The organism is Pseudomonas sp. LARHCG127 (genome assembly GCF_052871455.1).
Genome location: NZ_JBIXJT010000013.1, coordinates 135,566 through 148,980, shown reverse-complemented (window position 1 = coordinate 148,980; position 13,415 = coordinate 135,566). Strand labels below are relative to the sequence as shown.

The following is a 13,415-nucleotide window of genomic DNA, read 5'->3' as shown; positions in this document are numbered from 1 at the left end:
GAAGGGGTCATCATATATAGCTTCTAGCCACCGAACAATCTAACTCTGGCAATAATAGTAGTAGGAGAACTGGATCAACGAACAGTTCTCCGGTGAGGCGCCCTTGCCTGCAATAAGTAAAGTGTTGCCGATCGGTAATAGAAACCTTGGAGCGGATTCAAGCCCCTTCTTATCTTCTGCCCGACCAATTACGCCCTTCTGGGCTACACGAGGAATGATCATGATCATCACCCTTCATGAACTTGAGGAGCTCAGCACTAAGGCAGAGAAAAAGCCTTTTGATGTCGGATTCGAGTCGGGACTTTCCGGCCGAACACTCTTCGACTGCCCTTATGGCCATGTCACGGATGAAGCCTACCGGCAGCGCCATGAGTGGCTAGAGGGATTTCTCACGGCTTTGGCGCATAACGGAACTTCAGGCGCGTTCTGATCGCCCGTGATCGGAGCTAGTTGCCGGCGTAGCTCCGCGCGCTCACCGCGCTATTTGTCATTACCTCGCAAGGCAGCATCTGCAACAGAGCACGCCGGCGAATCGGGCTACAAGGTGCCTTCTACAGGGACCTTTTCACAACATCGATGAACGCCAACCGGCACTGCCAAGTGCACCGGAAGGTGAAGCTTTGCCTGCGCACCAATCAATAAAAACAATACGAGGTGGGAAATGAAACTGAGCAACCGTGCAATCATGTATCTCTCAGTCGTGGGAGAAGTGTCTGCCTGGACTAAATTCGCAGGTGTCGTGGCAATACTCAGCGCTTCCACAAGCGTCCTAGCCAATGGCATTGCCTTAAATGAACAAAGTGCAAGCAGTGCGGGTACTGCTTATGCGGGGAGATCGTCTTCTGCGCTGGACGCCAGCACTATCTTTGGAAATCCTGCAGGTTTGACCAAATTGAAACGTACCGAGATTTCCGGCGGAGCCGCGGTCGTCTCGGTGAGCGATGACATCAGTGACGCGCAGAGCAGTGCCCCGGGAACGAACAAAGGGGACTCGGTCCCTTTGGGGGTTGTGCCCTTTGCCTACATGTCGACGCCGCTTGACGATCGTTTTTCGATGGGTCTGGGCCTGTATGCTCCGAGTGGTCTGATCAATGATTACGAGAGCAGTTTTCAAGGCCGTTACCATGGTTCCTATAGCACGACCAAGGAGATCACCCTGCAGCCCACCATTGCCTGGCGGATCAATGATTACGTGTCCATTGGTGGCGGACCGACCATAAACCGCTTCAATGCAAAGCTTCAGAACTACCTGGCCACCGGCGCCCTGAACAACGGCGAAGACACGCTGGTCACCATCAAAGGCGATGACACCGCACTTGGCTACAACGTCGGCATCTTGATTGACTTTACCGAGGCCACCAGCTGGGGGATCAACTATCACTCGAAGGTGGACTATGAACTTGAAGGGCATACTGAGGTTTCCGGCTCCCCGAGCTTTATTTCGCTGGATGGAAAGTATGACAACAAGATAGATCTCACGATGCCCGAATCCGTGGATACGTCCATCACCCATCATTTCAACAGTCGCTGGACGGGTTACCTGGGAGCTACCTGGAAACGCTGGAGTCGGATCCAGAAGGTTGAGGCCCTCAACAGCGGTCTTTCCCCCCTGGGCCAGGCAGCTGGCCTGGGAAGTGTGACCGAAGAAATGAACTGGCGTGACACCTGGTCTGGTGCTCTGGGTGCCTCTTATCAATTGAACCAGCAATGGCTACTGCGCGCAGGCTACGCCTATGACCCGTCGCCCATCAGGAACGCCGATCGCAGCGTGCGCGTTCCGGTCGGGAATCGCCAAGCCGTGACCTTGGGCGGTGCTTATTCGCCGAATCCCGATCTGACGATCGACTTTGCTTACGGTTATCTCTGGGATTCCAAAGTCTCGGTAAAGCAATCGAACAACTCAGGTCTTCAACCGGAATACAGTGCCAACTACGACAACAGTGCGAATGGGGTTTCGGTTCAGGCCACTTATCGGTACTAACCGCCCTGATGACGCAACGCCCATTCCTGAACCTGTAAGGTGGTTCGTCACAGGGATCGTTGTTGACAGGCAGCAATTGGCCGTCTGCTGTCTGTCACCACGGCAGTTTTTGGCGGATTCCTGCCTATTCTCTACGGAGGGGATAATCGACAACGTTCGAGTTCAGGAGGCTTACCATTCCGTATGTGGCTCTGAATTACTTGCAGACTGACAACGTGCTGACCTCTAAAAAATCCCGAGTTCGATTCCACCGAACGCCATAACTAGCTGATTTATTTATAGTTACTAGTTGGGGTACGCCGAATTTTCCAGCGAATTCCAGATCCGCAGAAAACCTGGCCTCGCAGCAAGCTACCGTTCGTCTGGTGCCACCATACAAAACGAAGCCCTCGCAGAAATGCGAGGGCTTTGTTGTTTCTGGGTGTTCACTTTTCATCCGCCCCTCTGAAAAACCTGTGGGAGCGAGCTTGCTCGCGATGAGGCCGTCAAACCCATCGACAATCTTTCGGCCAGGACAACCGGCAACCTTTCCAAAACCAGCTCAACCAAACAGCATCTTTTGCCAGTGATCCTCACCCACAATGGCAATCGAAGCACCCGCCTCCCAATGTCCAGGTACAAAAATGCCCCCGACAGCGACGTTGTGGGGGCTTGTCACCAGCGATCAGCCACTGGGCCTAGGCTGCTTCCACTGAAAGCGAGAGTCGGCGACCGAGTTGTTCCAAGGCGCGCTCGACGTTCTCGATCTTGGAGTGGTGCAAGAAGTCGACCAGACGATCTACTTGAGGCCTTTGTACGTCCAGGCGGCGCGCCAGCTCGGCTTTGCTCATTCCAGACTCCAGAAGCGCATTCCACAGCCCAACCTTGGCTGCAGTTAGAGCAGGCAGGCGGAGCAGGAAATGGTCTGTCTTCCCATCTGATTTACCGTCGGGAATTGCCCGACGTTCATCGACGTAGATGGACAGTGCTGTCCCGATCGCATCAAGGGCACCGTCCAAGGCTTCTGCGAGATTGTCGCCAGCGGCGTGCATTTCCGGAATTTCCGCGCACGACAGCCAGACGCAGCCTGGCTCCTCGTGAATTTCCAACGCATATTCAAACATGCCGCTTCTCCTCTGCCTCAACTACCGGTACAGCTAGGCCTCAACCCTTCGCCCATTTCCTTGCTCCATGGTCGGGAAACACAGTTGACCTGCCATTCAAGGAACCTGAGGTGACTGCCCTTCCTGGGTTGAAACTCAACCCCTTGGGCTTTCAACCATCGCCGAAACTCGCTGTATTTCATGTGCATCCTTCGCCGTTTCGGTGGAGCACACCGTGCAACAAAAAAGATGCGCTCGCAACATTTATGTTGCGCTTCGATTTGCCGGGCGATGCCCATCAGTCTCCCTTTTGGTGCCGTGGAATGAGCCTTCATATGCGCCAAGCGGGCTAAGAGGCAACAATGTCCGATGGCCCCAATGACCATCGGACATCGAGATCACCGACGAGGAATGAAATAGGCCACGTTACCGATCGTCATCAACCAAATATGGGTTGAACTGTCGACCGGGGTATCGTTACCAAACAAGCTCATGGTTTTCATGAGTTGAACTCCAGCAGGAGGAGTGGACCTCAGCCGAAAATGGCCGAGGTTGTTCCTGACTAAGAGTATTTATAGGGGGGCGCAAAAAAATGGATTATTTTGATCACCTTTTCGATGATCGCACCGACCGCCGAATTCAACCACCTAATCGCTCAGCCGCTTTCCGATAAACCTGATCTCGTTCACATTTGTCGACGGCCACGACAAACACCACGACCTCCTGATCAATCACCTGATAAACCAATCGATAACCGCTGCTTTGCAGCTTAATCTTGTAGCCATCAGGAAAGGCATGCAGTCGGTTTGCTTCGATGCGCGGATTGGCCAGGATCGTAGTGGGCTTCTTTTTTGAGCTGCTCACGGACGGTATTCCCTAGCTTTTGCCATTCCTTTAGTGCCCGTGCATCGAAGTCGAGGCTATAGGTCGTCTAGCGAAACCTTAACCCCCTGCGGGGCTGCGAGTCGCTCGCGCACCGTTGCGAACAAGGCTTCATCGTCTTCGGTCATCAGGACGGGCTTGAACGGTAACTGGCCGCGCTCCGCTACGTACTGCAAGGCTTGGCGCATCAGCTCAGAAGGGGTCACCCCGAGTTTTTCCAGTTCGCGGTATGCACGCGCCTTTAGGTCGTCGTCGATACGGACGTTGATGGAAGCCATAAGATGGCCCTCACTGTAATGACATTGGTCTTTACAGTGAAAGAAAAGCTTGCTTCCGGCAAGCCCAGAACTCACCCATGTTCCTGCTCCAGCGCCGAGCACGCATCGCTACCTAAACCTCACCCGCCAGCATCGCGCCACGATTGCACCCTACCCAATCGCCCGCTACTCTCCAACCGTCGCTGCCAATTCAGCGACCGGGCCTGAGAACCCGAGTAAGATGCAGGCGCTACAGCGCCCGAACCACGTTTTGCGGCGTTTTTTTATGTCCGCATTCCGTGCAATGGCGGCTGTGCGTGGGAGACCTTCGGGTCTGCCGGGTTCCTGTATCTCCGGTTTCTCAGCCTGCGCACAGCTGCCACCCATTCGCCTGAGAACGAACGTGGCAGCTCTCATTTGATATGGGAGTTTATCGATGCACGCCATGGATCTGCTGCAGCCTCGCTTTATCGCTTTGCTAGTCACCGCCCGCCGCCAATTGGCAAACGGAGGTGCGCAATGACCCATCCCAGAGACCTCAAAACCCCAGGCCTAACCCCCTTCTGCTACCACTCCGACCGCCCGCTCTTCCGCGTCAACAGCGGCATCCCCATCGGCGAAGCCCTGTCCCACGCCTCCGACCTGCTCCACGTTGCCAAGGTCCTGGCCGAGGACGCGGCGATGATTCGCAGTACGGATCGGTATGCCTGGGCGTCGTGTTATTTGCAGGATATGAGCAAGGCCGTCATCGATGATGTGGTGAAGGTGCTTGAGGCGCCAGGGAGCAATCCGGCCTAAGGGCTGCCACTGCAATGCTGCTCTGAGAGGGCAGCATTGAATTTTATTTGCAGAAGCGGATTAAAGAGGGGCTGCTTCAGCCCAGCGGGAGCAAGCTCTCTCGCCACAGGAAGCAAATTCTTACGAGATTTTCAGAAGCAAAGTTTCAGGTGGTGTGATCAGCGGTCAGGATGCTGAATGTCACTTTCCCATTCGGGATGCCCGTCACAAGACGATTGAAATGTCCGCTATTAAGGACATACTCAGGGATCTCTCGCAAAAAGTCCGTTATGGTGGACATCATGCTCATTCTCAATCCTTCAGCTCTCGGCGAAAGAATACGTTCGCTACGCCGTGCCAAAGGCTACAGCCAACAACGTCTCGCTGAAAAAGCCCACTGCAATCGCAAGACAATCATCGACCTTGAAGCCGGTGAAAACGTGGCCATGTACACCCTGTTTCGGGTCGTGTCTGCATTGGGAATGGCACTGGAAATCGTCGACAAACGCATTGATCTCAAATCCCTGGCAGATCTGGTGGAACATGATGAGTAGGGGCAAGTTGCTCAATGTCATGACACCACAAGGCTATAGCGGCGACTTGTCCAAAGGTTCGCAGTTCTCGTTTGCGTATGCCAGTGCCGAGGCGCCTCGGGAGGTTTCGCTGGTCATGCCCTATGACCCTACGCCTTCAGTTAGCAATGTCCTTCATCCGATATTCGACATGAATGTGCCTGAGGGTTTTCTGGCGGACCAGATCAAGCGTCGGATGGCCAGGCATATGCAAGTTGATGATATGCGCCTGTTGTCGGTAATAGGTGGCAATCAAATCGGGCGACTCAGCTATCTAAATCCTGTCGAGGCTTCGGTGCCTGTTCTTGCTCAGGTCGGACTGCAGGACATTCTGTCGGCGGACATTTCACAAAGCGTTTTTGATTTTCTGGTCGATACGTATTTCGAGTCGGGTATTTCGGGTGTGCAGCCCAAGGTGCTCGTGCCTGACTTGGACAAGCTGACGGGTGATCGAAAAACCATGCTCAGCTCCGATCTGATCGTTAAATCCGGTGCTGAGGAGTATGCCCATCTGGCGCAAAACGAATTCCTTTGCCTGGAGGCGGCACGCCTGGCAGGGCTTGAAACGCCGCCATTCTGGCTCTCGGAAAACGGCGAGTTGTTTGTTATGGAGAGGTTCGACCTGACCCCTTCCGGACGGCTGGGGTTCGAAGACATGGCGGTATTGCTCGGCCTGCATAAAGACCCCCACGACAATTACAAATACTCCCAAAGCTACGAAATTCTCGCCGCAGTAGTGGAACAGGTATGCCGTCATGCTGAACCGCTTCGCGAGTTGGAATGCTTTTTTTCTTCGGTGTGCCTCTCGGTGATGGTGCGCAACGGCGACGCCCATCTAAAAAACTTTGGTGTTATCTATACGCATCCAGACGCACTGGAAAGCGTGCGGTTGGCGCCGGTTTTTGATGTCACCACCACCACGGTTTATGAACACTACAACCCCAAGTCTGGCCGCTCGCTGGTAGACCGCACATTGGCGATCAAGATGAACAAGGTAAAAACTTATCCTGATCGCAAGCAATTGATCGAGTTCGGTCGTAAGCATTGCAAAGTCGATAAGCCCGCCTTGATCATCGAACGAATCGCCGATGCGATGAGCCAGGCCCTGGCAAGCAGCGGGTATCGAATGGATGGAGGGTTGTTGGAGGGTATGCGAGGGGAGTGGGACGCGGGCCGGTTTGCCGCACTTTATGACTCGGCACCGTTGCGCTTCAGGGGGAAGCCATTGGCGCAAAAATGAACTCGGCTTATGGTTGCAAGGATCTTGAGCGTGCCGGCCCCCGTCGCAAAGGGAGCCTGCTCCCGCTCGGAGGCGAATCCGCCGTAAAACCGGGGCGTGCGATAGAGCTGGTAAAAGGAACGGGCTACCTATATCGCAGCCCAGCGCAAGCAAGCTCCCTCGCCACGGGCTCATCTAATCATTTCCCCCGCCGATAGCCTCGAATAAGGGCATTGCCTGTTCCAAGGCTCCGCTTGCGCTCAACTACACTTCCCAGAATTCCCCCGCTCCAAGGAGCAGTAAGCGATGAAAATCCGCACCAAGGTCATAGGCTCGGGGTTGGTCAGTCTTTCTTTTGCGCTGCTGCTTGGCGGTATCGGGTTATGGGGTTATCACTCCATGACCGAGGCCCTGGTGCAGAACGAGACCAGTATCTCGGCCATGCGCAAGCACATGGAGGCGGACATGATGCACGACGCCATTCGTGCCGATGTGCTCGCCGCCCTGCTGGTGAAGCCGGGGGATGCCCAGGGGGCGAAGGAAGTGTTGGAGGCGTTCGACGAGCATACGCAGCGGATGCGCAAGGTCATCGCCGAAAACGCCGAGGCGAAGTTGCCGGGGGATGTCGCCAAGGCGATTGTCGAGCTCAAGCCACAGGTCGAGACCTACATCGATAAAGCCAAGCAAATCATTGGCAAGGCCTTGGGCGGTGCCCAGGACGGCCATGCGTTGCGGGCGGAGTTCGACGGGGCGTTTTCGGCGCTGGAGGAGCGCAACGAAGCGGTGAGCGAGCTGATCGAAAACCAGGCGCAGTCATCGCGTGAGCATCAGGACCACAGCATTCAGACTTCGGAGCGCTGGCTGATCGCGACGTTGCTGGCCACTTGCGTGGCGCTGGCGCTGTTGTCGTGGAGCCTGCTCAAGGCGGTGCTGACGCCGCTGAACAAGATCATCCTCAATACCCAGGCGATTTCCCAAGGGGATTTGCAGCGCTCGATGGGCGCTCAAAGCAAGGATGAGTTGGGTCAGTTGCAGGGCGTGATCGAGCAGATGCAGTCCAATCTGCGGCAGATGATCGCCACGATCCGCAGCCAGAGCGATGAATTGCACGGCACCTCCCAGAATTTGGGTAATACGGCGCGGCAGATTGTGTCCAGCGCCGATCAACAAGCCCAGAGCGCAACCAGCATGGCCGCAAGCATGGAGCAGATGATGGCGAACATCAGCCAGATCCATCAGCACGCCGACAGCGCCCGGACGATTTCGGCGCAGTCCGAGCATTTGGCGAGCAGCGGTGGCCAGGTGATCCTCGGGGTGGTGGAAGGCATGAACCGGATCGCCGAGGTGGTCAACCAGTCGTCCAGCAAGATCACGGCGCTGGACGCCTCATCCGAAGACATTCATTCGATTATCCAGGTGATCAAGAGCATCGCCGAACAGACCAACTTACTGGCCCTCAACGCTGCCATCGAAGCCGCCCGCGCCGGTGAGGCGGGGCGTGGTTTTGCGGTGGTGGCCGATGAGGTGCGCAACCTCGCGGCGCGCACGACGCAGTCCACCCAGGAAATCACTGCGATGATCGAGCGCATCCAGTCCAGCGCCCGGGACGCGGTGGCGAACATGCAGGCCTGCGTCAGCCGTGTGGACGAAGGCGTCAACCTGGCCCAGCAGGCCGGGGTGTCCATCAGCGAAATCCGCACCGGCGCCCGACATGCGGCCGAAGTGGTGGAGGAAATTTCCCAGACCATCGCCGAGCAGTCCAAAGCCAGTGATGAAATGGCCCAGCGTGTGGAGTCGATTGCCGAGCAGTCCCGTGAAAACACCCGTTCCATTCACAATCTGACGCAAACGGCGGATCAATTGAACGATGCGGCGGGGTCGATGCAGGCTTCGGTGCAGCAGTTCAAGATTTGATCAATAGACGCTCTTGTGGCGAGGGAGCTTGCTCCCGTGGGCTGCATAGCAGCCTCTGCTTTCAATAATCGCGAATTATTGGAAATTATGGCTGGGCAATAATTATTGCCCAGCCATAAAACACCCTAAAAGCCTGACTCACACCTGACTCACCTCAAACACAAACGAAATCTCCCGCTTCTGGGCACTCCAGACATATCGAATATGCTTGCCCTGCACCGGAATCGAAACCGCCGGCGGGCGAAACGCGGCCACGCACTCGTGGCCGGGCAATCGGACGCTGTTGTACAGCAGCCCCCACGACAGGGTTTCACGCAGTTGTCGGGCGAACACTTGAGATGGACCGTAGGCGGTAGGGTCCGGGTCGTGGAGGTGGGGATAATCGTGGCGGATGTCGTGCAAGGGTTTGACGACCTTGTTGACGTAGGTGCGCATGGTCAACTCGAGGTCGGGCTCGTTGGTCGCGCCGAGGAATCGTGCCTGGTGGTAGCAGGTTTCGGCAATGGCCGCTTCCTGGCTGCTGGCGGCGTAATAGACGCCGAAGGTGCCGTCGCTGAAGCGGCTGCTCTTGCCGATGTGAGTAAACGCCGCCATCACCGGCGAGGAACCGGGCCCGGAAATACGGTCCTCGGGGCGTACCCGGGACAGCACCCCAGCCTGTTCCATCAGCCGATCGTTGGTCAACGCTTCCAGGGCGTAGGCGGTGGGCAGGTCTTCGGGGTCGAGTACGTCTTCAAACAGCGAAATCGGCGGGAAGCTGCTGTTGACGATCCGATAGGCCCGTTTCCATTGCGGGTCCGCCAGTGGTGGCACCATCAGCCGCGCACTCCGTCGAGGTATCGCCGCACGTCAGCGATGTCCACCACCCGACCGGTCAACATGTAGGACAGCGCCGACTGGCCGTTGAACGGTGCAGCAGTGTTGGGGCTGCTGACCCACTGATAGGCACGGTCCCGGCTGTTGCTGAAGATGATGCTCAGCGCCTTGTGAATACCCATGAGGTAGGAAATGCGCTCCAGCGTATCGCGAGGCAGCCTCACGTTTTCCGGCAATTGCTTGTACTTGTAGAAGGTCGTGTTGCCCACCTTGCCCAACAAAGTACGCTGCTGCTCGACGCTGCAACCCCAGAGCGCCATGAGGTTGAAGAAAAACTTCAACGCGACTCGACCCGCGTCCGGGGAATCCAATTGCTGCTGTGCGTTGAGGGTGATGGAGGAAGTCGCCATGGGTTTGGGCTCCTTTGTAGCGGGGTGGTGCTTAGAGGATAGTACAGATATGGATTATTTTTAAGTTTTTATTCGCAAATGGATTCCATTGATTCTCCATTTGAATATCCCGGCATGACTTCAAGATCAATAAGACGTCAAGCAGTCCACATATATACCCCTCGGCAAACCAATCCCGGCCAGCAACGACTGGGCAAAACCTCCAAATCCCGCATAAGCTCCAACCATCGCCTCCCGGCGCTTTTCGGCACAAAATCGCGACAAGCGTGGCAAGGTGCATGATGATAGCCAGCATGACCCCTGGCCTGACCCAGGTGCACAACAATAGCGAGCCCACTTAAGCAGAGGGCATTACCTCATGGATAGCAGAACCCTACGCAACCTCATGCGTATCGTGCAGACCGGCTCGTTGTCGGCAGCGGCCGAGCATTCGTGCCTCACGGTGCAGGCGCTGGCGGCGCAATTGAACAAGGTCGAGGAGCAGTTTGGTTTCCGATTGTTCCGCCGCTCGAACAAAGGCCTGACGTTGACGAGCCAGGGCTCGGAACTGACCCCCTTCATGGATCAGGTGCTGATTGCCACCCGGCAATTGGAAGAAAAAGTCGCAGCGCTCAAGACGCCGCGACAGCGCACGCTCAAAGTGGCGCTCAATACCACCCTGCCGGCGGAGTTCAACCGGCGGATAATCGACCGATTGATCGCAGTGTTTCCCCAGTATCAGCTGGAGTTCAGCTACGCCGAGTCGATGGAGAATCTGAGCAAGCTCAGGAATGAAGATTTTGACCTGGCGATCCTGATCGGGCAGCAACAGGGTGGCTTTACCAGCATCACCATGCCGGATGTGCAGGTGCGGGTGGTCGGTGCCCATTGTGGCGACGAGGACGATTCCCTTGGCCTGCTCGGTGACAAGTTTCAGGTGCGTCCGGCAGAAGAATGTCCGTATTCCCACAGTTTCCTGCGTTTTCTCGACGCTGGCCTGGGCGAATACGGGTCAAGCCAACGCATGGTCTATTCCTGCAGTGAAACGCTGACGTTGTCGCTGATCACGCAGCTCGACGGCCTGGGCCTGGTGTCCCGGGAGGCCGCGCTGGGCAACGGCCTGGCGATTTTCCCGGACTTCGAGGATTTCCTTGAGGTTCGCCTGGCGGTGAACAATCCCGAGTTGTCTGGGCAGGCGCTGCACGATGTGGTGGACCTGAGGCTACAGGAACGAACCGAGCGCGATGTACGCCGCCGTGCCCAGCGCCACACTGAGAAACAGGTTGCGGCTGAAATACGCACATAACAGCGTCGGAATCGCGGCATAGAATTCAGGGCGATCGAGTTGTATCTGCTGGTCCTTGATCAGCAACGGGGTCAGGCTGATGGCAGCGACGATTGCCACGGGCAGGTATTCCAGGGCACGGGCGACGAAGGGCGGCCAGTGGTCGGTATTGATCTGCAACGGCAGGGCGCGCGGCAGGAAGGTCACGGCCATCATCAGGACCACGACCAGGATCAGGAACGTTTGGTCAGGCATACGCCTACCCCGCAGCCAACGAACGTGGCAATGAAGACATTGAACGGCGAGCTGCCCAGCAGGCTCAGCCCGCCCATGCAGACGACAGCCGCCAGGGCCGCGATCAGCTTGTTGCGGGTGTCGCACAACGAAACCAGCACATAGAGCATCATCGCCGTCAGGGCATAGTCGAGCTGGTATTTGATGAGGTGCGCCGCGTATTGCGCACACACGGCGCCCAGCAAACCACCGAGCACCCAGGATGTATGGCAGAACAGGTTGAAGCCGACCAGGTAGCGCACGCTCACCGGCGCCCCGCTGCCGAGCTTGACGCTATGGAACGCGAACGACTCGTCCGTCAGCCCCGCCGCGTAGCACCAGCGTTCGAAGCGACTGAGCCCCAGCGCGCGCAGGGCCTTGGCCATGTAGACCGACATCAGCATGTGGCGGGCATTGATCAGGAACGTGGTGAGCACGATGGTGGTCAGCGAGGCACCGCTGGAAATCAACGCCAGCGCTGCGAATTGCGAAGCGCCCGCGTAGACGAACAGGCACATCGCCACCGGCAACCACAGGGGCAGCCCGGCGTTGACCGCCATCAGACCGAACACAAACGAAACCGTGAAATAACCCGCTACCACCGGACTGGCTTCAGCAAAGGTACGCGAGGCTTGTGGTTCGACCGCCAGCGGCTGGCTGGAAGTCTTGTTCATAAATCCCTCTCGAAGGTGATTTCACCCCGAGGCTCACAGAACCCCTGGGCGGCCCAGAAACGCTTGCCGGCCAGATTAGCATCGTCGACGAAAAGGAACATGCGCAGCACGCCCACCCGCTTCATGTCTGCCGATGCCGCTTCGACCAGGCGCTGGCCCAGGCCTTTGGTGCGATGCTGGGGGCTGACCGCCAGGTGATTGATCGTGCCGCGGGTGCCGAGCATACCGCCGATCACCGCGCCCACCACTTCACCGCTCGCATCAATGGCCAGGTACGCGGTGGTGGTGTCCTGCAACAACACACCACGCAAGAACCGGGCGTCCTGCCATTCGCAGAACGACACTTCGTCGAAACCGCGAAAGAACCGCTCCAGCCGCTCGGCGTCCCGGACCATGGCCCGACGCAACAGGACTTGCTGCGTCAGGTCGTCCATGGGTTCGAGCCGTTCAGCGAACAATGTCGAAAGCGGTCCCGGGCCGCGAGAACGAAATGGCGAGGATCTGCCGGTACGCCATGTCATGGCTATGGGTGTTGCGCGCCGGGGTTACGTAATGGCGCATGTCGCGATCCAGGAAAAACGTGGTGTCGAGAATGTCCTCGTAGGTCGTCGCCGCCAGCTGTTCTTCCTGGGCGGTGTACAAGCGGCTTTCCGCCCCCGCCACATTCTGACGGCCCCAGAAGTGCACGCCGCTGAACGGATAACCGTCGCAGTGAATCCCTTCAGGGGTGATTTCCAGCTGTTTGCCCGGCTTGATCTCGATGCGGATCTGATGGATCTGGCACTGCCAGATTTCATCGTGCAGTTCCTGCGGCAGGACGTTCTTGTACACCTCGAAGTCCGTGTCGATCAGGCTGCGCATCACCGGCGAGTTGATCACTTCGTTGGAGAAATCCTCGAAGTGCCGCTCCAGTCCGCCGACATAGCTGTTGTTGGCCTTGGACTGAACGTAGGCCCGGTGTTCGAGCTGCGTGAGCTCACGGGTCGTTGGGTTGTATTCGAAGTCGCTGTAGCGGCGAAAACGCATGCCTGACTCGGCCTGGCCGTAATAACTGTCGGGCTCCATGTTTTCCCAGCTTTTGGTCAGCCGGACAAAGTCGCCGAAATGACCGTAGAGGTTGAAGTCCCCACCGCGAACGTTGACGTATTTGTCACGTCTCAGCGCTTCGCCCACTTCCCTGTTCAGAACGATCATTTTTCATAGGTCTCCACTGCGTTGAGCGGCCTAATCTAGTAGGTGCAGGATTTACGTCCATGAGAAAGTATTTGAGGCATTTCAAGCGGCGCTTGAAACG

At 56.9% G+C, this 13,415-nt stretch carries 15 protein-coding genes and 1 pseudogene; 7 read left to right on the top strand and 9 right to left on the bottom strand.

Going from position 1 to position 13,415, the window contains the following annotated elements:
• The first annotated feature begins 220 nt into the window (after positions 1 to 220).
• Both ACIPQ1_RS21865 and ACIPQ1_RS21860 read left to right on the top strand, forming a co-directional pair.
• Complete coding sequence (locus ACIPQ1_RS21865) at positions 221 to 430, top strand: hypothetical protein (protein ID WP_158273936.1); 210 nt, start codon at positions 221 to 223, stop codon at positions 428 to 430.
• Positions 431 to 661: 231 nt separating this feature from the next.
• Positions 662 to 1,981 (top strand): outer membrane protein transport protein, encoded by a 1,320-nt coding sequence (locus ACIPQ1_RS21860; RefSeq protein ID WP_108216159.1) that lies wholly within the window; start codon positions 662 to 664, stop codon positions 1,979 to 1,981.
• A 677-nt stretch (positions 1,982 to 2,658) separates the two neighbouring features.
• On the opposite strand, the gene ACIPQ1_RS21855 is transcribed toward ACIPQ1_RS21860, so the two are convergent.
• The 3 genes and pseudogenes from ACIPQ1_RS21855 to ACIPQ1_RS21845 form a co-directional block, all read right to left on the bottom strand.
• Positions 2,659 to 3,084, bottom strand: coding sequence for a type II toxin-antitoxin system HicB family antitoxin (locus ACIPQ1_RS21855; RefSeq protein WP_446534768.1), 426 nt, complete (start codon positions 3,082 to 3,084; stop codon positions 2,659 to 2,661).
• Positions 3,085 to 3,702: 618 nt separating this feature from the next.
• Positions 3,703 to 3,991: pseudogene (locus tag ACIPQ1_RS21850) on the bottom strand (type II toxin-antitoxin system RelE family toxin); the annotation flags it as partial.
• Complete coding sequence (locus ACIPQ1_RS21845) at positions 3,984 to 4,223, bottom strand: type II toxin-antitoxin system RelB/DinJ family antitoxin (RefSeq protein WP_446534767.1); 240 nt, start codon at positions 4,221 to 4,223, stop codon at positions 3,984 to 3,986. The pseudogene ACIPQ1_RS21850 and the gene ACIPQ1_RS21845, both read right to left, overlap by 8 nt.
• Before the next feature lie 498 nt (positions 4,224 to 4,721).
• On the opposite strand from ACIPQ1_RS21845, the gene ACIPQ1_RS21840 reads away from it, so the two are divergent.
• The 4 genes from ACIPQ1_RS21840 (at position 4,722) to ACIPQ1_RS21825 (ending at position 8,684) form a co-directional block, all read left to right on the top strand.
• The gene (locus ACIPQ1_RS21840; RefSeq protein WP_411386221.1) at positions 4,722 to 5,000 is read left to right on the top strand and encodes a DUF3077 domain-containing protein; all 279 of its coding nucleotides are present in this window, start codon (positions 4,722 to 4,724) and stop codon (positions 4,998 to 5,000) included.
• Between the two features lie 281 nt (positions 5,001 to 5,281).
• A complete protein-coding gene (locus ACIPQ1_RS21835) occupies positions 5,282 to 5,533 on the top strand; it encodes a helix-turn-helix transcriptional regulator (RefSeq protein ID WP_207963132.1) in 252 nt (83 codons plus the stop codon).
• A gap of 7 nt (positions 5,534 to 5,540) precedes the next feature.
• Entirely contained in the window at positions 5,541 to 6,791 is a 1,251-nt protein-coding gene (locus tag ACIPQ1_RS21830) for a type II toxin-antitoxin system HipA family toxin (protein WP_446534766.1), read from the top strand.
• 285 nt (positions 6,792 to 7,076) lie between these two features.
• A complete protein-coding gene (locus ACIPQ1_RS21825) occupies positions 7,077 to 8,684 on the top strand; it encodes a methyl-accepting chemotaxis protein (protein WP_446534765.1) in 1,608 nt (535 codons plus the stop codon).
• A 138-nt stretch (positions 8,685 to 8,822) separates the two neighbouring features.
• On the opposite strand, the gene ACIPQ1_RS21820 is transcribed toward ACIPQ1_RS21825, so the two are convergent.
• Together ACIPQ1_RS21820 and ACIPQ1_RS21815 are read right to left on the bottom strand one after the other, a co-directional pair.
• Positions 8,823 to 9,500, bottom strand: a complete 678-nt coding sequence (locus ACIPQ1_RS21820) for an RES family NAD+ phosphorylase (protein ID WP_434704616.1) — start codon at positions 9,498 to 9,500, stop codon at positions 8,823 to 8,825.
• The gene (locus ACIPQ1_RS21815) at positions 9,500 to 9,910 is read right to left on the bottom strand and encodes an MbcA/ParS/Xre antitoxin family protein (RefSeq protein ID WP_060739641.1); all 411 of its coding nucleotides are present in this window, start codon (positions 9,908 to 9,910) and stop codon (positions 9,500 to 9,502) included. Before ACIPQ1_RS21815 ends, ACIPQ1_RS21820 begins: the two co-directional genes overlap by 1 nt.
• 358 nt (positions 9,911 to 10,268) lie before the next feature.
• Between ACIPQ1_RS21815 and ACIPQ1_RS21810 the strand changes: the two genes are divergently transcribed.
• Positions 10,269 to 11,195: a LysR family transcriptional regulator gene (locus ACIPQ1_RS21810; protein WP_446534764.1), complete on the top strand. Its 927-nt coding sequence runs from the start codon at positions 10,269 to 10,271 to the stop codon at positions 11,193 to 11,195.
• Here ACIPQ1_RS21810 and ACIPQ1_RS21805 read toward each other — a convergent pair.
• The 4 genes from ACIPQ1_RS21805 to ACIPQ1_RS21790 are packed head-to-tail and all read right to left on the bottom strand — an operon-like array spanning position 11,112 to position 13,315.
• Entirely contained in the window at positions 11,112 to 11,429 is a 318-nt protein-coding gene (locus ACIPQ1_RS21805) for an AzlD domain-containing protein (RefSeq protein ID WP_186707272.1), read from the bottom strand. The genes ACIPQ1_RS21810 and ACIPQ1_RS21805 overlap by 84 nt on opposite strands.
• Complete coding sequence (locus ACIPQ1_RS21800) at positions 11,408 to 12,121, bottom strand: AzlC family ABC transporter permease (protein ID WP_053117411.1); 714 nt, start codon at positions 12,119 to 12,121, stop codon at positions 11,408 to 11,410. The genes ACIPQ1_RS21805 and ACIPQ1_RS21800 overlap by 22 nt, the downstream gene beginning before the upstream one ends.
• On the bottom strand, positions 12,118 to 12,555 hold the full coding sequence (locus ACIPQ1_RS21795; RefSeq protein ID WP_186707274.1) for a GNAT family N-acetyltransferase: 438 nt from the start codon (positions 12,553 to 12,555) through the stop codon (positions 12,118 to 12,120). Before ACIPQ1_RS21795 ends, ACIPQ1_RS21800 begins: the two co-directional genes overlap by 4 nt.
• Positions 12,556 to 12,568: 13 nt before the next feature.
• Positions 12,569 to 13,315 carry a 2OG-Fe dioxygenase family protein gene (locus tag ACIPQ1_RS21790; protein WP_250961866.1) on the bottom strand — a complete coding sequence of 249 codons (747 nt, stop codon included), beginning with the start codon at positions 13,313 to 13,315 and terminating at the stop codon, positions 12,569 to 12,571.
• Between the last annotated feature and the right edge of the window lie 100 nt (positions 13,316 to 13,415).

Bases quoted from the DNA above. Each gene is read 5' to 3' on its own strand.
- ACIPQ1_RS21865 (WP_158273936.1), top strand. From the start codon at position 221: ATGATCATCACCCTTCATGAACTTGAGGAGCTCAGCACTAAGGCAGAG.
- ACIPQ1_RS21860 (WP_108216159.1), top strand. From the start codon at position 662: ATGAAACTGAGCAACCGTGCAATCATGTATCTCTCAGTCGTGGGAGAA.
- ACIPQ1_RS21855 (WP_446534768.1), bottom strand. From the start codon at position 3,084: ATGTTTGAATATGCGTTGGAAATTCACGAGGAGCCAGGCTGCGTCTGG.
- ACIPQ1_RS21845 (WP_446534767.1), bottom strand. From the start codon at position 4,223: ATGGCTTCCATCAACGTCCGTATCGACGACGACCTAAAGGCGCGTGCA.
- ACIPQ1_RS21840 (WP_411386221.1), top strand. From the start codon at position 4,722: ATGACCCATCCCAGAGACCTCAAAACCCCAGGCCTAACCCCCTTCTGC.
- ACIPQ1_RS21835 (WP_207963132.1), top strand. From the start codon at position 5,282: ATGCTCATTCTCAATCCTTCAGCTCTCGGCGAAAGAATACGTTCGCTA.
- ACIPQ1_RS21825 (WP_446534765.1), top strand. From the start codon at position 7,077: ATGAAAATCCGCACCAAGGTCATAGGCTCGGGGTTGGTCAGTCTTTCT.
- ACIPQ1_RS21820 (WP_434704616.1), bottom strand. From the start codon at position 9,500: ATGGTGCCACCACTGGCGGACCCGCAATGGAAACGGGCCTATCGGATC.
- ACIPQ1_RS21815 (WP_060739641.1), bottom strand. From the start codon at position 9,910: ATGGCGACTTCCTCCATCACCCTCAACGCACAGCAGCAATTGGATTCC.
- ACIPQ1_RS21810 (WP_446534764.1), top strand. From the start codon at position 10,269: ATGGATAGCAGAACCCTACGCAACCTCATGCGTATCGTGCAGACCGGC.
- ACIPQ1_RS21805 (WP_186707272.1), bottom strand. From the start codon at position 11,429: ATGCCTGACCAAACGTTCCTGATCCTGGTCGTGGTCCTGATGATGGCC.
- ACIPQ1_RS21800 (WP_053117411.1), bottom strand. From the start codon at position 12,121: ATGAACAAGACTTCCAGCCAGCCGCTGGCGGTCGAACCACAAGCCTCG.
- ACIPQ1_RS21795 (WP_186707274.1), bottom strand. From the start codon at position 12,555: ATGGACGACCTGACGCAGCAAGTCCTGTTGCGTCGGGCCATGGTCCGG.
- ACIPQ1_RS21790 (WP_250961866.1), bottom strand. From the start codon at position 13,315: ATGATCGTTCTGAACAGGGAAGTGGGCGAAGCGCTGAGACGTGACAAA.